Source organism: Saccharicrinis fermentans DSM 9555 = JCM 21142, assembly GCF_000517085.1.
GTDB classification, from domain to species: domain Bacteria; phylum Bacteroidota; class Bacteroidia; order Bacteroidales; family Marinilabiliaceae; genus Saccharicrinis; species Saccharicrinis fermentans.
The window spans coordinates 3,359,690-3,378,766 of record NZ_KI912107.1 but is presented as its reverse complement, the minus strand read 5'-3'; the positions used below and the strand labels follow the sequence as shown (position 1 = coordinate 3,378,766).

At 38.1% G+C, this 19,077-nt stretch carries 14 protein-coding genes and 2 tRNA genes; 7 read left to right on the top strand and 9 right to left on the bottom strand.

Translation table 11 applies throughout. From position 1 onward, the window contains the following. Nucleotides 1-132: 132 nt before the first annotated feature. The 3 genes from CYTFE_RS28795 to CYTFE_RS0113750 all read right to left on the bottom strand — a co-directional run bounded on the left by CYTFE_RS28795 (nt 133) and on the right by CYTFE_RS0113750 (nt 4,775). Nucleotides 133-4,209: a CheR family methyltransferase gene (locus tag CYTFE_RS28795; RefSeq protein WP_052343199.1), complete on the bottom strand. Its 4,077-nt coding sequence runs from the start codon at nt 4,207-4,209 to the stop codon at nt 133-135. A 377-nt stretch (nt 4,210-4,586) separates the two neighbouring features. Further along, nucleotides 4,587-4,659, bottom strand: a tRNA-Phe gene (locus CYTFE_RS0113755). A 43-nt stretch (nt 4,660-4,702) separates the two neighbouring features. Beyond that, nucleotides 4,703-4,775 (bottom strand) — tRNA-Phe (locus CYTFE_RS0113750). Between the two features lie 178 nt (nt 4,776-4,953). Between CYTFE_RS0113750 and CYTFE_RS0113745 the strand changes: the two genes are divergently transcribed. The 3 genes from CYTFE_RS0113745 to CYTFE_RS0113735 are packed head-to-tail and all read left to right on the top strand — an operon-like array spanning nt 4,954 to nt 7,359. Then, nucleotides 4,954-6,174 (top strand): M16 family metallopeptidase, encoded by a 1,221-nt coding sequence (locus CYTFE_RS0113745; protein ID WP_027472254.1) that lies wholly within the window; start codon nt 4,954-4,956, stop codon nt 6,172-6,174. Between the two features lie 3 nt (nt 6,175-6,177). Then, complete coding sequence (locus CYTFE_RS0113740) at nt 6,178-6,819, top strand: O-methyltransferase (protein WP_027472253.1); 642 nt, start codon at nt 6,178-6,180, stop codon at nt 6,817-6,819. Nucleotides 6,820-6,879: 60 nt separating this feature from the next. Then, the gene (locus CYTFE_RS0113735) at nt 6,880-7,359 is read left to right on the top strand and encodes a flavodoxin (protein ID WP_027472252.1); all 480 of its coding nucleotides are present in this window, start codon (nt 6,880-6,882) and stop codon (nt 7,357-7,359) included. Here the strand turns inward: CYTFE_RS0113735 and CYTFE_RS0113730 are convergent, their stop codons facing one another. Next, nucleotides 7,360-7,617: a hypothetical protein gene (locus tag CYTFE_RS0113730; protein WP_044213250.1), complete on the bottom strand. Its 258-nt coding sequence runs from the start codon at nt 7,615-7,617 to the stop codon at nt 7,360-7,362. A gap of 541 nt (nt 7,618-8,158) precedes the next feature. Here CYTFE_RS0113730 and CYTFE_RS0113720 point away from each other — a divergent pair. After that, nucleotides 8,159-8,857 (top strand): cytidylate kinase-like family protein, encoded by a 699-nt coding sequence (locus tag CYTFE_RS0113720; protein WP_027472250.1) that lies wholly within the window; start codon nt 8,159-8,161, stop codon nt 8,855-8,857. A 46-nt stretch (nt 8,858-8,903) separates the two neighbouring features. Here the strand turns inward: CYTFE_RS0113720 and CYTFE_RS0113715 are convergent, their stop codons facing one another. Together CYTFE_RS0113715 and CYTFE_RS0113710 are read right to left on the bottom strand one after the other, a co-directional pair. Continuing rightward, nucleotides 8,904-9,752: a fructosamine kinase family protein gene (locus tag CYTFE_RS0113715; protein ID WP_027472249.1), complete on the bottom strand. Its 849-nt coding sequence runs from the start codon at nt 9,750-9,752 to the stop codon at nt 8,904-8,906. Next, complete coding sequence (locus CYTFE_RS0113710; protein WP_027472248.1) at nt 9,730-10,221, bottom strand: low molecular weight protein-tyrosine-phosphatase; 492 nt, start codon at nt 10,219-10,221, stop codon at nt 9,730-9,732. Before CYTFE_RS0113710 ends, CYTFE_RS0113715 begins: the two co-directional genes overlap by 23 nt. 508 nt (nt 10,222-10,729) lie before the next feature. On the opposite strand from CYTFE_RS0113710, the gene hutI reads away from it, so the two are divergent. From hutI to CYTFE_RS0113695, 3 genes are all read left to right on the top strand, one after another. Next, nucleotides 10,730-11,971, top strand: coding sequence for an imidazolonepropionase (gene hutI / locus CYTFE_RS0113705; protein WP_027472247.1), 1,242 nt, complete (start codon nt 10,730-10,732; stop codon nt 11,969-11,971). An 11-nt stretch (nt 11,972-11,982) separates the two neighbouring features. Next, complete coding sequence (ftcD, locus tag CYTFE_RS0113700; protein ID WP_027472246.1) at nt 11,983-13,692, top strand: glutamate formimidoyltransferase; 1,710 nt, start codon at nt 11,983-11,985, stop codon at nt 13,690-13,692. A 213-nt stretch (nt 13,693-13,905) separates the two neighbouring features. Further along, nucleotides 13,906-15,975 (top strand): ABC transporter substrate-binding protein, encoded by a 2,070-nt coding sequence (locus tag CYTFE_RS0113695; RefSeq protein ID WP_027472245.1) that lies wholly within the window; start codon nt 13,906-13,908, stop codon nt 15,973-15,975. A gap of 110 nt (nt 15,976-16,085) precedes the next feature. Here CYTFE_RS0113695 and CYTFE_RS0113690 read toward each other — a convergent pair whose 3' ends face one another. The 3 genes from CYTFE_RS0113690 to CYTFE_RS0113680 all read right to left on the bottom strand — a co-directional run bounded on the left by CYTFE_RS0113690 (nt 16,086) and on the right by CYTFE_RS0113680 (nt 19,028). Next, nucleotides 16,086-17,423 (bottom strand): aminotransferase class I/II-fold pyridoxal phosphate-dependent enzyme, encoded by a 1,338-nt coding sequence (locus CYTFE_RS0113690; protein ID WP_211238179.1) that lies wholly within the window; start codon nt 17,421-17,423, stop codon nt 16,086-16,088. A 110-nt stretch (nt 17,424-17,533) separates the two neighbouring features. Continuing rightward, nucleotides 17,534-18,055, bottom strand: a complete 522-nt coding sequence (locus CYTFE_RS0113685) for an NUDIX domain-containing protein (RefSeq protein ID WP_235208191.1) — start codon at nt 18,053-18,055, stop codon at nt 17,534-17,536. Between the two features lie 73 nt (nt 18,056-18,128). Then, nucleotides 18,129-19,028 carry a nucleotidyltransferase family protein gene (locus CYTFE_RS0113680; protein ID WP_027472242.1) on the bottom strand — a complete coding sequence of 300 codons (900 nt, stop codon included), beginning with the start codon at nt 19,026-19,028 and terminating at the stop codon, nt 18,129-18,131. Between the last annotated feature and the right edge of the window lie 49 nt (nt 19,029-19,077).

Here is a 19,077-nt window from a genome sequence, read left to right as displayed (position 1 = left end):
AAATCGACCTATATTGTGGATTGTTCTATGATGTATGTGAAATTGTCTGTTTTTAATGGGGTTGTTTTTTTAAAATATATGGTTTTGTTGTTTGTAACTCTTTTTGTTTTAAGGTTGATTTAAATAATGTATTTATGAACTTGTGTTTATTTGGCTGTTAGGCCGTTCTTGTATGGGTATGCTGAAATAAAATTTGCTACCTATGTCTGGTTTTGATTTAACTTTCAAATCTCCTCCTAATAGATCTACAATTCCTTTGCATATTGCCAAGCCAAGTCCTGTACCTCCAAATGTGGTGTTGGTGCTGTAGTTGATTTGTTTAAAGCGTTCAAATATTTCATCTATTTTATCAGGGTGTATACCGATTCCTTCATCCTTTACAAATATTTCTATCGTTTTATGATGAACGGTATATCCAAATTCTATGATTCCTTTTTTAGAAAATTTTAATGCGTTGTTTAAAAGGTTGCTGATTACTTGATGAAGTCTTTGTGCGTCTGTTAGAATTCGTATGTCTGAATGTTTTTGGGGTATGTTGACTTTGATTTCTAAGTCTGGATTCATGTTGAATTTAAGTTGGTTGTAGCTTGTTTTTAGATCATTCATGATTTTTGCCGGAGACACTGAATCTTTGTTTACCCTTAGGTCGCCGGATTCAATTTTAGCTACGTCTAAAATGTCGTCAATTAGGCTTAAGAGTTGCATTGCATTGATGTTAATTATTTCCAGGTATTTGTGTTTTTCTTGTTGCGATAAATTATCATCTTTTAATAATTCAGAAAAGCCGATTACTCCATTCATGGGGGTTCTGATCTCATGACTCATGTTGGCCAAGAAGTAATTTTTGTGTATGTTGGCTATTTCGGCCTTTTTTTTGGCTAAAATCAGTTCTTGTTCTGTTTTTTTTCTTTCACTGATGTCTTGAGCGGCTCCTCTTAATCCTATTTTGTTGTTGTTTTCGTCTTTTACCAATTCACCGCGAGCCCATATCCATCCATTATGTTTGTATGCTTCTTGCATTTGTAATTCAAGTTCATATGGTATGCCTGTTTGGATAGTATTTTCTAAATGAGAAGTTAGTAGTTGCCAGCTCTCTTCAGTGAACATCCTTTTCTGTTCCGATAGGATAGGTGCAGATACCTTGGAGTCTACTCCCATCATTTGGTAAAGCTCCTGAGTCCAGCTTACTTCCCCTGTTTTAAGATCCAGATACCAACTGCCAGTGTGCGTGATGCTTTGTACTCTGGTTAGTTCAGCTTCGCTTTTTACCAATGCTTCTTCTTTTCTTTTTAATTCTGTTATATCAGCAAAAGTGGCAGCAAATTCTCCTTGACGAGGTGAGAATAAGTGAACATAGAAATGTTTGTCAGGGAAAACAGATTCACTATATATAAACTGTTCTTCGCCAGTGAGCGCTGTGTTGCCAAATGTCTCTATCCAATTTCCTGCATTGCTTTTTAGTTCGGGCTGAATGATGCTTACTCTTTTGCCTTCTATATCTACCGCATGGAGTCCTGTTTGTTTTTCAAAGGCTTTGTTTATGGTTATGTATTCCCAGTCAATTGGCGTGTTGTTTTTGTTCGTTATTATTTTCGCATGAATAAAGCCTTCGTTCATGTTTTCAAATAAATTGTGGTATGTTGCTTCTGTTTCGCTTAATTCTTTTTCTGTTTCTTTTATTCGGTTGATGTTTACCAGTGTAATAACTACTCCGTTAATTTTTTTATCGACCGTTATAAAAGGACTTACTCTTTTTAAGTAATAGTTTCCATCTTTGTCTGTGATTTCCTTTTCGATCGTGATTAGTTTTGTGAGAACGGATTGACAATCGTTTAAAATGGAAGCCCTTATTTGTTCGTTAAAGTTGGATGCAAAACTGGTGATTGATCTGCCATAGTCTGCTTCTTCTAAATTAAAGTGTTGTTGTAATGAAGGGGTGAATTTTCGAATGCGCATGTCGCGGTCCAAAAAGAGTGTTCCTATTTCGGTACTGTCTAGTAGGTTGGTCATGTCGTTGTTGAGGTTGATCAGCTCCTTGTTTTTTTCCTGTAATTCTGTGTTTACAGTGTAAAGTTCTTCATTTACAGATTGTAACTCTTCGTTGGTGCTTTGTAGTTCCTCGTTGGAAGCCATGAGTTCTTCGTTGGACGATTGTAGTTCTTCATTGCTGGTTTCTAGTTCTTCTACCGTGTTTTGTAATTCTGTTTTTACTTCTTTAAGTTCTGTTTCTAGTTCTTCTAATTGTTGTTTTGATGTGTTTTCGCTGTTGGTGTTGTTAACTATTTTTATGCTTTGTGCTTCTTGTACTTCATCTTCGGTAAAGGAGATCAGGTAGGTGTCCTTGAGTTCTATTTCTCCCAAGGGTTTATGGATCGTTAAGTCAAAAGAACGAAGTTCGTTGTTTGTGTCGTGGATGATGTTCTTGATCATTAACTCCTGGTCGTTTTTTTCAATATTTCTGATTCCTCTTCTTAATGCCATGGCTATTTTGGGAGATACCATTTTTAATAAATTGCTCTGAAAAATGCCTTCGGTATGGGATAGTCGTTTTCCGGCATCTCCCTTGATAAAAAGAATATTGAAATTGTTGTCAATGAAAATAGAGGCGGGACTGTATTTCTTGCTTAAATAGCGATGGAAAACGTTCGCGGGACTTTCTTTGTGTGGGTACTCGAACTTGTTGATTGCTTTTGAGGTTTTTTTTAAAGGAGTGACCGGGGTGTTGCTGTCAAAATCAACTTGCGATGGTAGTTGATGGGTGGAGGATGTATTTTGATATATCTTCCATTTGGCATCCATAGTTTCAAAGTGCTCTGCTACATCACCCAGTGATTCGCTGCTACCTAAAAATAAGTATCCGTACTGGTTTAACGCAAACTGAAATTTTTGAAGGGTTCTCTTTTGGATTTTGTTGTCGAAATATATCAGCATGTTGCGACATGAGATTAAATCGATATGGATAAAGGGAGGATCTTTAAATACGTTGTGAACTGAGAATACTATTTTTTCGCGAATGCGTTTTATGATTTGTATTTTATCGCCAGATTTAATGAAGTATTTGTCGATGTATTCTTTTTTTATTTCATTGACGATGTTGTACTGGTAGGATCCTGTGTCTGCTTTTTTGATGGACTGGGCGTCAATGTCTGTGGCAAATATTTTATAAACCAGATTGAGCTTTTGAGTACGGATGTAATCGTCAATTAACATGGCTATGGAGTATACCTCTTCTCCAGTGGAGCAGCCAGGGATCCATATGCGTAATGTTTCGCCTTTGTTTTTGGTATTGCACATGGCTGGTACGATTTGGTGCTCCAACTTATGAAAAGCTTCAGTATCTCTGAAAAAACGTGTTACGCCAATTAAAAAGTCATCTTTCAGTTCTTGTTTTTCTTTATTGCTTTCCAAAAGAAGATGAAGGTAGTCGTGAAGATGTTCTATGTTGTTAATGTTCATTCTCTTTTCAATACGACGTAAGAGGGTGTTTATTTTGTATTCTCTGAAGTCTATGCCAGAGAATTGGTAAACGACTTTTAGTATGTTTTTTATGAGGGAATCTGCTGAGTCTTTGGTGTCTGTCGAAAAATTAACAAGTGGCTTGTTGGAGGGGGGTGTGCTGAATTTTTCTGCAATGAGTTTGGGTGTCAAAATGAAATCTACCAGGTTGGTGGATATAGCAGAGTGGGGCATGCCGTCGAATTGAGCGGATGCAGGATCTTGTACCATGATGGTGCCTCCTCCTTCTTTTATGGTGCGGATACCTCTGGATCCATCAGACCCTGTTCCGGATAGGATTACACCAATGGATTTTTCTTTGAATTCTTCTCCTAGTGTGTGAAAGAAGATGTCTATAGGTAGGTTGAGGTTGTGCTTGGGCCCTTTGTCTAAGAGGTATAGCTTTTTCCCTTTGATGTGGAGATTTTTATGACGGTGGTTTAGGTAAATACAGTTGGGCTCTATGGTCTGTTTGTCTATCGTTGTGTAGATTTTAAGTTTGGTATGTTTGGCCAGTAGTTCGGGCATCAGACTTTTGAAATCGGGTGATAGATGTTGTATGATTACAAAGGCCATCCCTGTGTCTTCTGGGATATTGTCAAATAATTGTTGAATGGCTTCCAGTCCACCGGCTGAAGCACCGATACCTACAACGTAGAAAGCTTGTGTTGTTTTTTGGGGCTTGGGTGTTAGTTGGTTCTTGTTTTCTTTCATCTTTAGGGGATTTAATATGGTTTGTTTGGAATAAAGACAGATACATATAATAGTAGTATAACATGATTTTGGAAAGAAAGGTTCATGAGAGGAGTTTGCCTGGTTAATTGTTCTTTGGCCAGCTTCTTAGTTTATTGATTAATACTTGTGTATTTGGTTGTAAATTGTTTATATACTATGAAATATTGAATGTGATTATGGATAAATTGTAAAGACTTTCGTTATACTTGAAATTAGTATTATAATAGAATATCAATATATTTAATTACAAACTATTAGCTTCTTAACTCACTAACTCCACAATTATAACAACTCGCCATTGTAAAACTGGGGGCATAAAAAAAGCCGATAGAATGATTTCTATCGGCTTTTGTGGGTGGTGCCACCTGGGATCGAACCAGGGACACATGGATTTTCAGTCCATTGCTCTACCTACTGAGCTATGGCACCCCTTGTTTCGAGGTCTGTTTTAATACAGATTTTTATTTTAATGTGGTACCACCTGGGATCGAACCAGGGACACATGGATTTTCAGTCCATTGCTCTACCTACTGAGCTATGGTACCTCATTTTTTTTATCTTTCTACTGCTTTCAATAGAAGTGCCTTTTTGTTTAAGGCGGTGCAAATATACACAAAGATTTTTTTCTGCAAAATCATTTTTAAAAAATATGATTTTATTTTGCTCCAGAGTGTGCTTAAATACGTTGTACTTTAGTACTTTTGCACTCCAATATTTTTTTACATGGAATATTACACACATACATTAAATAACGGAATTAGAATCATTCATAAACCTGAGAATGGAGAAGTGGGTTATTGCGGGGTGATTATAAATGCAGGTTCCAGAGATGAGGATGAAAATGAGCATGGGATGGCGCATTTTATTGAGCATGTTGTATTTAAAGGAACAAAAAAACGTAAGGCTTTTCATGTTTTAAGTCGTTTGGAAGATGTAGGGGGGGAGCTGAATGCATATACTACGAAAGAGGAGACTTGTATTTATGCTACGTACTTAAAGGAGGATTATGAAAGATCGATGGAGCTGATTGCCGATATTACATTTCATTCGGTATTTCCGGATAAGGAATTGGTGAAGGAAAAGGAAGTTATTATTGATGAAATTAATTCATATAAAGACTCCCCTGCTGAATTAATATTTGACGATTTTGAGGAATTGTTGTATCCAAACCATCCCATTGGCCGAAATATATTAGGAACACCCGAGGCATTGAAGTCTTTTACCCGGGAGGATATTTTTCGTTTTATTCAAAGTAATTATCATACTGATCAAATCGTATTTTGTTCTGTAGGACAAAAAGATTTTAAAAAGGTGGTTAAGCTGGCGGAGAAATATTTTGGTGAGATTCCTGAGAATAGACGGGTTGTAAAAAGGAAGCCGGTTTTATCTCATGCCCCTAGAATTGTTCGTATTGATAAGGATACTTACCAGAGTCATGTGGTGATAGGTGGTGTTGTTTATGATTATAATCATCCCAAGCGATTGGGGCTGCATCTGCTGAATAATTTGTTGGGAGGGCCTGGAATGAATAGTCGACTTAATATGTCATTGCGTGAGAAAAGAGGTATCGCCTATAACATAGAGTCGTCGTACACTGCCTTTTATGGTACCGGTATTTTTTCGGTATATTTGGGTACCGATAAGAAAAATGTAGATAAAAGTTTAAAAATTGTGATTGGAGAGTTGAATATGTTGCGTCAAAAAAAGTTAGGGACCCTGCAGCTTCATAAGGCCAAAAGGCAGCTGAAAGGTCAGATTGCAATCTCTTCTGAAAATAAAGAGAATTTGATGCTTAATTTGGGAAAAAGTTACTTGCTGTATGATAAAGTTGATACATTGGAATATGTGTATAACAAGATTGATGAACTTACAGCATCTGATCTTTTGCAGATTTCCAACGAGTGTTTTAATCCCGATGATATGTCACAACTTATATACTTGTAGGCTATGTTCGATCAAAATATAGATCTGGAGAATTATATATTAGCGCATATAAATCAGGAAGATGCGCTTTTGTACGACCTCAATAGAAAAACGCATCTTCATATTTTGCGTCCTCGTATGTTGTCGGGGCATCTACAAGGGCAAATTTTAAAGATGATTTGTCAAATGATCAGACCAAAGAATATTCTTGAAATAGGAACTTTTACAGGGTATTCTTGTATTTGTATGGCTCAAACACTTCCCGAAGATGGTTTTATTGATACCATTGATGTGGATGACGAAATTGAGAGCTTTACGCAGTCTTTCTTTGATAAATCAGGTTTGTCTCATAAAATTAAAATGCATATTGGTGATGCTTTGGATGTGATGCCATCCTTGCATAAAAAATATGACTTGGTATTTATGGATGGCGATAAGAGACAATATCCAAATTACTATAAGCAGGTGTTTGGTATGTTGAATCCCGGAGGATATATTTTAGCAGATAATATTTTGTGGGATGGAAAGGTGGTGGAGCCTTTGGATACAAAAGATACTTATACACAGGGAATAGTTGAGTTTAACCGAATGGTGAAAGAAGATGATCGGGTAGAGAAAGTGATATTCCCGTTTAGGGATGGTATTTTTGTTATACGTAAAAAATAGCGTCTGTTATTTTAAACTTTCCTATTGTCTAGGTGTTTACTCATTCAAAAATAATAAGTTATGATAGGTATTTTTTATGGTTCTTCAGTTGGTAATACACGGTTTGTTGCTGAAAAGTTGGCTCAATTGCTGCCAGATTCTCAATTAAACCCAGTGGAACAAGCTACGCAGCCAGATATTGAAAAATATGATTTTTTGATTCTGGGGACTTCAACCTGGGGGGTGGGTAATTTGCAAGATGATTTTGAGACTTTTGTAGATACGCTATCTCTATGTAATCTGGAGGGTAAAAAGGTGGCGTTGTTTGGTCTTGGAGACCAATTTACATATCCAGATACTTTTTGTAATGGAATGGGTAAGTTGTACGAAATAATAAAAGATAAGGGGTGTGTTTTTGTGGGTGCTTGGCCTTGTGAAGAATACGACTTTTCCGATTCCCTGGCGTTGATAGACGGTAAGTTTATTGGTTTGGCCCTAGATGAGGATAATGAACCGGATTTGACCGATTATCGATTGAAAGAGTGGGTGAAAATACTCTAGTTATACTTTTAGTTGATCCATGTCTTTTTTGTCAAACAGGGTAGGGTAGTCGTCAAGAAAATGTTGTATCACCGTTCGCATTAATGTTTCTCGTATGAACTTTGATTTGTTGTTAATCTTGTTTTTTTTGCAATATGACTCAATGGCTTCTTTTTCTTTTTCGTTGAGCATGAATGAAGTACGGTGTTTTCTGCGAAGTGTTGTTATGCGATCTTTTGTAATCGGTTGATTGTTTTTATTGCGTCCTTTCTTAGCCATTAGCTTAATATATATATAATTAGAGCGCAAAAGTAGTAAAAAATGGAAGGTTTGCTAGTGCATTTGTTTAAAATATAGCTTACTAAGCAAGTGTTTTGCGTACTACTAGTGTAATGAAGGTTTACGTAGGCTTGTTCTGCTTTGATTGTGTGCAGTATCGTTGGTATGGATGGTCTATTGTTTTGTAGTATTTGTGAAGAATTTGATTTTGGTGAAATTTATCAACTTCATGCTTTTGTAAGAATCGGAGGAGTCAAAAAGTATGAGTATGGGAAAATATCATTGAAAAAGGCAATTTTAGTGCTCTTTAGTGGAATTAACAGGCTTTAACTTATTTTGAGGTTCTTTCATTAAACTTTGACTTACATTTGTAATGTAGATTTTTTTTCATAGATTTAGATTTAACAAAGCTGATTTTAAGGGTAAAAGGATAGATGTTTCCATCTATCCTTTTTTTTTGTTAAATTCTCACCTCCTTTGTTGTCCAGTTGATTTTTTGTGGTTATCTTATTGCTAAATTAACCTATTGAATTGTAAGCCCATGGATAATGTTTTTTTAAAGTATATGCGCGAACGGGTTGGTAAGATGGATCAAACGCAATTTGCTGTTTCCGAAGGTCCTGTAATTACTATTTCTCGTGAGTATGGATGTCCCGGTAAAAGAATTGGAGAGCACCTCTCTCATGTTCTTTCAGATAGATTACGGAGAGAAGGTGCTGATGTAAAATGGAGGTGGCTCAGTAAGGAGATTTTGGAAGAGTCGGCCCGAGAATTAAAGTTAACCCCTTCCTTGGTAAAAGATTTGGCTGAATATAAAAACCGGAGTTTTTTTGAGAATATAGCTTTGTTCTTTTCTGAAGCCTATTATCCCAGTGATAGCAAGATTAATAATACCATTGCTAACTTTATTCACACAGCTGCTAGTGAGGGTAATGTAGTTATTGTAGGGAGGGCTGCAGAGGCTATTACCAAAAAGTTTAAGAAATCTTTTCATGTGAAGTTGATCGCTCCTTTGGATTGGAGAGCAGAAGAGGTATGTAAAAATGAAGGGATCACTCTGTCTGAAGCAAAACGTGAATGTCAGGAGATGGATAGAAGAAGAGCTGCGTTTAGAGCCTATTTTGAAAAGGGAGTACCTGATATTCAGTTTTATGATGCTTTTTTTAATTGTAAGGAAATGTGTGATGATGAAATTGTTGAAATGATGGTAGTTATTGCTGAAACAAGAGGTTTTGTGTAAGGGCTGTTGTCTGTGTGTATTTTTTTTAAGCTAGGGAGACTTTTTGTTAGAGGTAAAAATCCATGAGTTGGAGACATTGACGATAGTAGCTGGTGCCAAATAGGTTGAGGTGATTTAGTAAGTGATACAATAGATAAATGTTTTTGCGATATATATAGCCTTCTTTTAATGGAAAAGTTTGCTCATAGCCTTGGTAAAAATCTTGTGAGAAACCTCCAAATAGTTGGGTCATTGCCAAGTCGGCCTCTCTGTGTCCATAGTAGACGGCAGGGTCAATGAGAACGGCCTTGCCTGTATGGTCAATCAGGTAATTGCCACTCCATAGATCTCCATGTAAAAGAGAGGGTTCTTCCTCGGAGCCGGACAGTATTTGGGGCAACTGCTTTTCTATTTTTATGAATTTGTTTCTTAGTTCTGTGTCGGCATATCCATTTGCTTCCGCTAATTTATATTGATATAGTAAACGGTTTTTATGAAAAAAGTCTAACCAATTATCTTCCACTGTGTTTAATTGAGGGGTGGAGCCTATAAAATTATTTTCATAAAAGCCAACATGTTTTCCTGTGTACTGGTGCATTTGGGCATAGGTGCAACCAAAGGAAAACATAGCCTCCTGAGTCTTGAGGCCATGTTCAATGTTTTCTAACAATATAAAGTCTTGGTTAACAGCTATTACTTTGGGGGTTTTGATGGTTGCGGAACGACTTATTTCACGCAGACCATTGGCCTCGCATATAAACATATTGCTTGAGAATCCCTGTTTTAGAAAGTAGATGTTGCCAGAGGCTGTTTTAATGCGCAGAGAATTGGCAATGCAACCTCCAGCTTGTGCTGAGTGGTTGACAATGTCTTCATTGATGATTGCTTTTACTTTATCTAAAACAGATCCATTCACTTTCTAGCTTTTTAATGAGTCCTTCACACGCATCTTCCAATAAATCCAAGACCAATTCAAAGCCAGCTGCACCCCCATAATAGGGATCTGGCACAGAATCGTGTGTGAAGTGAGTACAATAATCAGTCATCTTGCTAAGTTTTTCGCTGTTGAAGTTGTCAGGTGCTAGTGCCGTTAGATCGCTCATGTTTTCTTTGTCCATGGCAATGATATGGTCGTATTTGTAGAAATCTGTAGGTATCTGTATTGGTCGACTGAGGCTGGTTAATAGGTAGCCTCTCTGGAAAGCATGTTGTTGCATGCGATGATCCGCTGGAGACCCTTCGTGGAATCCGGTAATGCCTGCAGAGTCAATCAGATATTTGTCATTAAGTTGATGTTTTTCGAGTTTTGCCTTCATAACTGCCTCGGCACTTGGTGATCGGCAAATATTGCCAAGGCAAACAAATAATATTTTCTTTTTTATCATGCTCATAATTTTTGGAGGAAAATACAAAAATACCGTTGATAAAAAAAAGAAAGCCTGTCTTAGAACAGACAGGCATACGGAAACATTCTAAAAAACTAACCTAAACCTCACACACATTTCGAATGTTCCTATTATTGGGGACCAGGAGAGCATTTTTATTAGTAACAAATTACAACCATATGTGTCAGATGTCAATACTTATTTTGCGCGGAATTACTTTTTTATCATTTTTTAACAATTAACTGAAGTGTGTGTTGTTGTAATGTGTATATAATGAAGTGTATATATTTGTTATGCCTGATTTTTTCGCTTCGTTTATTTAATGCTTGGTGGTGTTTGATGACTGTTGTCATTGAGAATGACCTGATCTACTCTTAATTTTATGAAATAATGAATACCCATTGAAATATATCCCTTTGTATTTGGCAGGGTAGTGTAAGTAATCGTGTTAAATAGAAGGGTTATTAGAAGCATTACCGTTTATCAATGTTTTGTAAAAAGTAAAGACATGCAAAAAATTTTAATTAAGAATATTCAGGAACTTTGCGGAATTGTCATGGAATCAACATTGAAGTTTCGAGCGGGAAAAGATATGGCTGTTTGGGAGCGTATGAAAGATGCATATTTGCTTATTGAAGACGGAAAAATAAAGGATTTTGGTAGTATGGGAGTGCTGCCATCGTATGATGATGCAGAAGTGGTGGATGCGGAAGGTAAAATTATATTGCCAGCCTGGTGTGATTCACATACTCATTTAGTATTTCCTAATACAAGAGAATTAGAATTTATAGATAAAATCCGTGGGTTCTCTTATGAGGAAATTGCCAGGCGTGGAGGAGGTATATTGAACTCATCACTTGCAATGAAAAATATATCCGAAGATCAACTTTTAGAAGAGGCCGAAGGAAGACTTAAAGAAGTGGTTCGGTGGGGAACCGGCGCCATTGAAATAAAGAGTGGTTATGGTCTTTCTACAGAATCAGAACTTAAAATGCTTAGGGTGATAAAAAGGTTGAAAGAGCGTAGTCAGCTTACTATAAAATCTACCTTTTTGGGCGCACATGCCTTGCCGCATAAATATAAAGAAAATAGAGCGGAGTATGTGAAAATGATTATTGAAGAGATGATTCCGAAGGTAGCTGAAGAAAAGTTGGCGGATTATATTGATGTGTTTTGCGACAGAGGTTTTTTTACCGTGGAAGAAACCGAACGGATATTGGAAGCGGGGGCTAAATATAGTATGAAACCCAAGATTCATGCCAATGAACTGGATTATTCGGGTGGGGTGCAAGTGGGTGTGAAATATAATGCTTTATCCGTTGATCACCTGGAGTTTGTGGGTGATGAGGAGATTAGGTCTTTGTTGAATTCAGAAACAATGCCTACTGTTTTGTCGGGGGCGGCTTTCTTTTTAAATATGAAGTATGCACCAGTGCGTAAAATGATTGCCGCTGGTTTGCCGATCGCTTTGGCCAGTGACTTTAATCCGGGTTCATCTCCGTCCGGAAATATGCAGTTTATTATATCAATGGGGAGTATTTTGTATAGAATGTTGCCTGATGAAGTTATGAATGCAGTTACCATCAATGGGGCTTATGCCATGGGGGTTGAAAGTGAGCTAGGATCCATAACAGTTGGTAAAAAGGCCAATTTGATTATGACAAAGAAAATTCCCAATGTGGAGTTTATACCCTATAGCTATGGAGAAAATAAGGTAGATACTGTTATTATTAATGGAAATGTAGTTTAAATCCCTTAAATATGAAGCATATGCAGCAGTTGATAGAGTGTGTTCCTAACTTTAGTGAAGGACGCGATATGAATGTGATTCATCAAATTGCAGATGAGGTAAAGAAAGTAGAAGGTGTTCGTTTAATAGATGTAGATCCTGGTAAGGCGACCAATCGTACTGTTGTTACAATGGTAGGAACGCCTGATGAAGTTTTGGAAGCTGCATTTCGGGCGGTGAAAAAGGCCAAAGAACTTATTGATATGCGTAAGCATAAAGGAGCGCATCCGCGTTTTGGGGCAACGGATGTTTGTCCACTGGTTCCGGTATCTAATATAACTATGGATGAAGTGGTGGTGTATGCTCGCAGGTTGGCCAAGCGATTAGCGGATGAGTTAAATATACCTATTTACTGTTATGAGTATGCAGCGCAAACGAAGGAACGAAGGAATTTGGCGGAATGTAGGAAGGGGGAGTATGAGGCTTTAGGTAAGCGGATTGAAAGCTTGGATTGGAAACCTGATTTTGGTTCTTGTCATTGGGATGAAGAAACACAGAAGTCGGGTGCTACTGCTGTTGGCGCCAGAAATTTTTTGATAGCCTATAATATTAATTTGAATACGACGAGTACGCGAAGAGCCAATGCCGTTGCTTTTGACATGAGAGAGCGGGGGCGGGTGAAACGTGAAGGAGGAAGTTTAAATGGAAAGATCATTAGAGATGAAAAAGGGGATCCGGTGAATGAACCAGGACTGTTAAAATGCGTAAAAGGAATTGGTTGGTATATTGAAGAGTATGGAATCGCCCAAATTTCATTAAACCTTACTGACATTTCAATTACAAGTATGCATAAAGCTTTTGATGTAGCTTGTCAAAGAGCAAGTGCCAGGGGATTGCGCGTGACTGGTTCTGAATTAGTGGGGGTGGTGCCGCTGAAGGCGATCCTGGATGCTGGTAAGTATTTTTTGCGAAAACAAAATCGATCAATAGGTATTGCTGATGAGGAAATTATTAAAATTGCAGTGAAGTCATTAGGCCTGGATGAATTATATCCTTTTGAGCCGGATAAAAAGATTATAGAATATATTCTCCAAAACGAGACAAAACAAAATAGCTTGGTGGATAAAAGTATGGCCGATTTTGTGCATGAGACGGCAAGTGAGTCACCTGCGCCGGGAGGAGGATCTGTATCTGCATATCTGGGTGCATTGGGAAGTGCGCTAGGAACCATGGTTGCTAATCTCTCTTCGCATAAAAGAGGATGGGATAGCCGTGTTCAGGAATTTTCAGATTGGGCAGAGAAAGGAAAGTATTTTCATGATGAGTTATTAAAGATGGTGGATGAAGATACTCATGCTTTTAATAAAATTATGGATGCCCTTCAAATGCCAAAGATGTCGGATGAGGAAAAAAGGATGCGGCAAAAGGCGATTGAGAGCGCCACCAAATATGCGATAGAAGTCCCTTTTAAAACGATGCAATTGTGCTATGATTCGATGGACGTAATGTTGGAGATGGCCAAAGTTGGTAATTCAAACTCTGTTTCTGATGCAGGAGTTGGCGCCTTGTGTGCACGCAGTGGAGTTTTAGGGGCATGGCTTAATGTGAGAATAAATGCTAAGGGCTTGCAGGATAAGGTTTTTGTGGAGGATGTTTTGAAGATGGGACAGGTGGTTGTGGACAAGGCGAAAGAAAAAGAAGTGGAGATTTTGAAATGGGTTGATCATAAAATTGACCAATAGCATAGTATCCCTGATATAGATTCGAGCGCAGTCATCGTTATGCTGCGTTTTTTTATTAAAATTGTAAGTTGTTAAATCACGCGTGAGCTATTCATCAATAATCTAAAGCTTGTGGTGCTTTTATCGAGGGGGTGTTAGATGTAGCTCAAAGAGATTAGATCACCTAGAGCACGAGCAGGTGCAAATACCATTGGCGTTTGTGTAAATTTTAAGATGGATGCGCCAAAGTGTATGCTTTGGTTAGGAGGTGAGCTCATAGGTAGTCGGATTTATTTTTTGAACTTATTTTTTTATATGACAGGTCGGATAAAAAGAGCCGTACAGTTAGTGATTTTTGCGTTGGGCTTGTTGCCTTGTAGTGCATCTCACTCCAGTACTCAGATAGCAAAGGATACCCTTAGATTGCAGTTGAGGTGGAAGCATCAGTTTCAGTTTGCTGGTTTTTATGCTGCCATTGAACAAGGGTATTATAGAGACGAAGGATTGGTGGTGCAATTAAAGGAGGCCTCGGATAATATTAATTTTGCACAAATTGTTTTGGACGGACAGGCTGATTTTGGTGTGGAGAGTACATCTTTGTTGATCTCAAGAAATCAAGGAAAGCCTTTGGTGGTATTGGCTTCCATATTTCAGCACTCACCCGAAGTGTTTATTACCCTGGCAAAGGATAATATTAATAATATAGAAGATTTCTCAGGAAAGACAGCGCTTTTTTCAATACCAGAGTTGCCGGCTACAGGAGGGATTATTGTAAAAGAGAATTTATTGGATAAGGTTGTGTTATCTGAGTCAGATAATAGACTGGAGGGGTTGATAAGTGGGGCGCATCAGATTATTGATGGTTATTCGATTGATATGCCATACTTGTTAACGCAAATGGGCTATCATCCTAAATTAATTTCTCCCATAAATTATGGGGTGGATTTTTATGGTGATTGTATTTTTACAACAGAACATTTTATTGAGCAAAACCCGGATAAAACCGATGCATTTGTCAGGGCCAGTGTAAAAGGATGGAAGTATGCAATGAGGCATAAACGTGAGTTGATTGATATTATTATTGCGAAGTATAATAAGGAGCACACTCCCGAAGATTTGATGTATGAAGCCCGAAAAATGGAGGAGTTGATCCAGCCTCAATTTGTTGAAATTGGATATATGCATAAAGAGCGATGGCAGCATATTGGTGAAGTGTACGTTAGTCTGGGTTTGTTGGATGAGGATTTTAGTCTCGACGGTTTTATGTATTCAGATTATGTGGAACGGCGAGTGGTAAACCAAACACGGATGATCTTAACATTTACGATCCTGATGGTTTTGGCTTTGGGTTTTTTGTTGATTGTGACGATTTTTAATAGGAGGCTTAAACGAGAGGTGGTTAACCAAACGCGTGCTATTCGAATTTCGAATCAACAGTTGAGAATGGAGATAAGTGACAGGGAGGCGATGCATGCTAACCTTGAAATGGCGACGCGGGAGTTGGAACAGAATCAACGTATACTCAAAGTGAATAATGCTACTTTAAGCGAGCGTAATATTATTATTGAACAAATTAATCAGGAATTGGAAAATGCTAAACGGAAAGCAGAAGAAAGTGACCGCTTAAAGTCTGCTTTTATTTCCAATATGTCGCATGAAATTAGAACCCCAATGAATGGTATTATTGGTTTTTCAGAATTGCTGAAGGAACAGGATATTTCGGTGGATGAAAAAGAAAGATATGCTAAGATAATAGACGAGAACTCTACGCAGCTACTTCGTATCATTTCTGATATTGTTGATATTTCTAAGATTGAAGTGGGTGAGATTTCTATCAAGAAAGAAACAGTGCATATTAAAAATTTATTTGAAAATATTTATCATAACTTCTCGTTGAAGACGAAGCAGCTGAGAAAAGGTCAGGTGAATATATGTTTTGAGATTGGTGAAGGTGTGGGAGAAAGCATACAAACAGATCCTGCACGCTTGATGCAGGTGTTGGGTAATTTAATTGAGAATGCCATTAAGTTTACCACGGAAGGTGAAATTCGTTTTTCGGTTGTGAAAAATGCTGACTGGTATGAGTTTTTTGTGTGTGATACGGGTAAAGGAATTTCAAAGGAGACCGTGGAAATGGTGTTTGAGCGTTTCTTTAAGGATAATGACCAGTATTATGCAGATATGGGAGGCACCGGTTTGGGATTGTCCATTGCGAAAAATATGGTGGAACTGCTGGGAGGGCGTATTCGCTTAAAAAGTGAACTTGGTGTCGGTTCTCAATTTTCTTTTACGCATCCTGTATAATGGTGTTTTATGGAAATGACCGTGTTGGGTGTTTTCTTTTGCTGGCATTGTAGCTAGCTTATGGGGCCATAATTCTGCAGGAAATATGACCCCATAAGTCTTTTTGATTTTTATTTCGATTCAAAGTCCTGGCAGGCTGCTAATATCCCATCAAATAGTTCTTGGGCATCGGATGCGGCCATTGCCGAAAAGGCTACACGTAGTATATTGTTAAGGTTGATGATGCCAATACTGTATTTTTTAATCAAAATATCTCTGATGGCCTCACCATCCAATCCACCTCTTAGTTTGATACACATGAAGTATCCTGAATTATAAGGTAATGGAGTAAAATAGTCCCTGTACTTGTTGTTCGTTAACACATCTTTTATTGCCCAATAGCGGGTTTTTAAAATTGTGAATTTGGCATGTTTCTGTGCTCCGTATTCGGGCGATTCGAATGCATGCAATAATAAGGATTGGCTTAGATTGGATGAGTTGGATATGTTTCCGCGTACAGCTCCGGCAGTCTTCATTTCAAGTGCGTGGAACAAATCCATATCAGCACCTTTGATGGCGTAGGTGATGAAGCCTACACGAAACCCCCATGCATAATCTTCTTTGGTGGCACCGTCTACTTTTACTGCCAGTACATTTTCGTGTAAATCGGCTAAGTATGCAAAGATAGATTCTTTGGCAACTTCTTCTTCGAAGACAAGACCGAAATAGGCGTCATCGGTGATGACTACTATTTTTTTCCCTGCTTCTGCTGCATCTTTGATGGTGGATGTAATGGCATCCATTTCTTTGAATGTAGGAGTGTAACCGGTTGGATTGTTCGGAAAGTTTAGAACCAAAACTTTTTTCTCACCTTCCGACATCAGACTATTCTTCAGTGCATCGACGTCAAAGTGTTCATCTTTAAATAAGTTAAATTTTTTAAGCTTAGCACCATAGGCATTGGTTAGAGCAAGGTTGTAGTTACCCCAAAATAGATCGGGCACAATTACTTCCTGACCTTCGTCAATGAATAGATAGCCAGTCATGCTAATGCCGTGCGTTAAGGCACAGGTTACCACTGGCAGACTGATGGCTTTGTCCTTGAGGGAATTGTTTTTTTCGTAAATCATTTTTTTCCATCGACTTCGTAAATCTGGACGACCAAAGCTTGGTGCATAAGGGAAGGATAGTGATGGATCCAAATCAATTTTTGATGCGATAGATTCTAAGCGCATTGGCGAGCCGTCATCTTCAATGGCTGCTCCAATGGTTGCATTAATTCTGGTGCCCTTGGCTTCTGCTGTCTGCCCCAAAATTCCTTTTTTCGGAAAAAAGATGTTTTTCCCTTTTTGGGATAGTAAGTCAAATACAACAGGGTTTTTTGAGATAATAACTTCGTTCAATTCTTGTGCTTGCGGATTCATCGGTACAGTTACAATTTGTGTGAATATTTTTTTGCCAACAATCATTATTACGTATTGCAAATTTGCTAAAAAAAGAGGAGTTTATTAACAAATTGTTATCAGAAAGCTGGAAAAAGACGAATTATTATTGTTGTTCGTCTGAATTTCGTGATACATCACATGTTCCAATGTGCTTTGATGATCTTTTTTATAGATTCGGCACCTATGGCGTTCCAATCAATATTTTCTTTGTTGACGAACTGAATATCCGAGATGTCATCGTGGATATGTACTTGATTCCAACCTTGCACTTTGCACCGGAAAGCCAGGTCGCAGGTGTATACTGTATATCCCGAATAAACATATTGGTTGGGGAATGAACCCAGGTAATGTGCTTCTTTGATGTCTAGGTTTAGTTCTTCTTTGATTTCTCGGTTCAGGGCATCTTCAGCAGATTCATTGGGATCCACAAAGCCCCCGGGTAGATCTAACATCCCTTTGTTGGGATGAAATGCCCGAACAGTTAAAAGTAGTTCATCTTTTTCATTTTCAATGAGTGCGGCCACTGCTGCTGATCCGTTGATGAAAAAATGAAATTTGCACGAATTGCATAGAAAGGAGCGTTCTCCTTCGAAATGAAATGCCGAGGAACCACACTTAGGGCAAAATTTTAATACGTTTTCGGGTCTTGTCATCATTTGTGTTTATGGGGCAATGGAGCATCGGTCAAGAGGATTATGTCCTTTTTGACCGATGTCTATTGTATATTTATTATTTCCACAGATGGGTGGGGTATATGCCTTTGTCGATGAGTGTTTGTAAGCTTTTCTGAACAATGGGTTTGTCCTCCTGATATGTTACACCAAACCATTGGGCATCACTAGAGAGTACTTTAGTTGTGGCTCTTCCTGCTTTTATCATGGTGTCAACTAGCGCGTTGAAATAAAATTCTGATTTCATTTCATGACCTTTTTCTTCCAGAAAAGCTTGAAAGCCTTCTTCCAGAGCTGAGAAAAAAGTGTTTTTAAACGCCCAAAAGTTCATGGATACAGGTTCTTTGCCTGTTAGTTCGGTGGTTTTATCGCCTTCGTAATAGACCACTTTGTTATTCAGATAGCCAATCTTGGTACGTTCTACGATGTTTTCTAAATTATTGATAGCATCTGTTTCGCATACGCCACGTGATACGGTTCCGTATTTGGAGAGTGTGTTGTGTAATGCGTATCCTACCATTGCGTATTCTGTGTCTTTTGTGCTGTTTTCGAGAAATTGAATAACTGTTTGGTAGGCTTCACGACCATAAAAGTCGTCGGCATTGATTATGGCAAAAGGGCCCTGAATAGCCTCTTTGGCCATCAGCATGGCATGTCCGGTACCCCATGGTTTTTCTCTTCCTTCTGGTACTGTATAGCCTTGTGGTAGCTTGTCTAATTCCTGATATACATATTCAACTTCAATTTTTCCGTCTAATTTGGGATCAAATCGTTCTTTAAACTGATCGGCAAAGGAGTGACGTATCACAAATACTACCTTGCTGAACCCGGCTTGGATAGCATCGTAAACGGAATAGTCTATAATAGATTCTCCGTTGGGTCCTAGGGCGTCCAGTTGTTTTAGTCCGCCATATCGACTGCCCATTCCGGCAGCAAGTACTAAAAGTGTGGGCTTCATATCAATTATTGTTTAGTGTTTTGTAGAATTTTATTCAAAGATAAAAGCT

What these genes read in the sequence shown, in the direction of transcription:
- CYTFE_RS28795 (WP_052343199.1), bottom strand. Translation starts at nt 4,209, where the DNA reads ATGAAAGAAAACAAGAACCAACTAACACCCAAGCCCCAAAAAACAACA.
- CYTFE_RS0113745 (WP_027472254.1), top strand. Translation starts at nt 4,954, where the DNA reads ATGGAATATTACACACATACATTAAATAACGGAATTAGAATCATTCAT.
- CYTFE_RS0113740 (WP_027472253.1), top strand. Translation starts at nt 6,178, where the DNA reads ATGTTCGATCAAAATATAGATCTGGAGAATTATATATTAGCGCATATA.
- CYTFE_RS0113735 (WP_027472252.1), top strand. Translation starts at nt 6,880, where the DNA reads ATGATAGGTATTTTTTATGGTTCTTCAGTTGGTAATACACGGTTTGTT.
- CYTFE_RS0113730 (WP_044213250.1), bottom strand. Translation starts at nt 7,617, where the DNA reads ATGGCTAAGAAAGGACGCAATAAAAACAATCAACCGATTACAAAAGAT.
- CYTFE_RS0113720 (WP_027472250.1), top strand. Translation starts at nt 8,159, where the DNA reads ATGGATAATGTTTTTTTAAAGTATATGCGCGAACGGGTTGGTAAGATG.
- CYTFE_RS0113710 (WP_027472248.1), bottom strand. Translation starts at nt 10,221, where the DNA reads ATGATAAAAAAGAAAATATTATTTGTTTGCCTTGGCAATATTTGCCGA.
- hutI (WP_027472247.1), top strand. Translation starts at nt 10,730, where the DNA reads ATGCAAAAAATTTTAATTAAGAATATTCAGGAACTTTGCGGAATTGTC.
- ftcD (WP_027472246.1), top strand. Translation starts at nt 11,983, where the DNA reads ATGAAGCATATGCAGCAGTTGATAGAGTGTGTTCCTAACTTTAGTGAA.
- CYTFE_RS0113695 (WP_027472245.1), top strand. Translation starts at nt 13,906, where the DNA reads ATGGATGCGCCAAAGTGTATGCTTTGGTTAGGAGGTGAGCTCATAGGT.
- CYTFE_RS0113690 (WP_211238179.1), bottom strand. Translation starts at nt 17,423, where the DNA reads ATGATTGTTGGCAAAAAAATATTCACACAAATTGTAACTGTACCGATG.
- CYTFE_RS0113685 (WP_235208191.1), bottom strand. Translation starts at nt 18,055, where the DNA reads ATGATGACAAGACCCGAAAACGTATTAAAATTTTGCCCTAAGTGTGGT.
- CYTFE_RS0113680 (WP_027472242.1), bottom strand. Translation starts at nt 19,028, where the DNA reads ATGAAGCCCACACTTTTAGTACTTGCTGCCGGAATGGGCAGTCGATAT.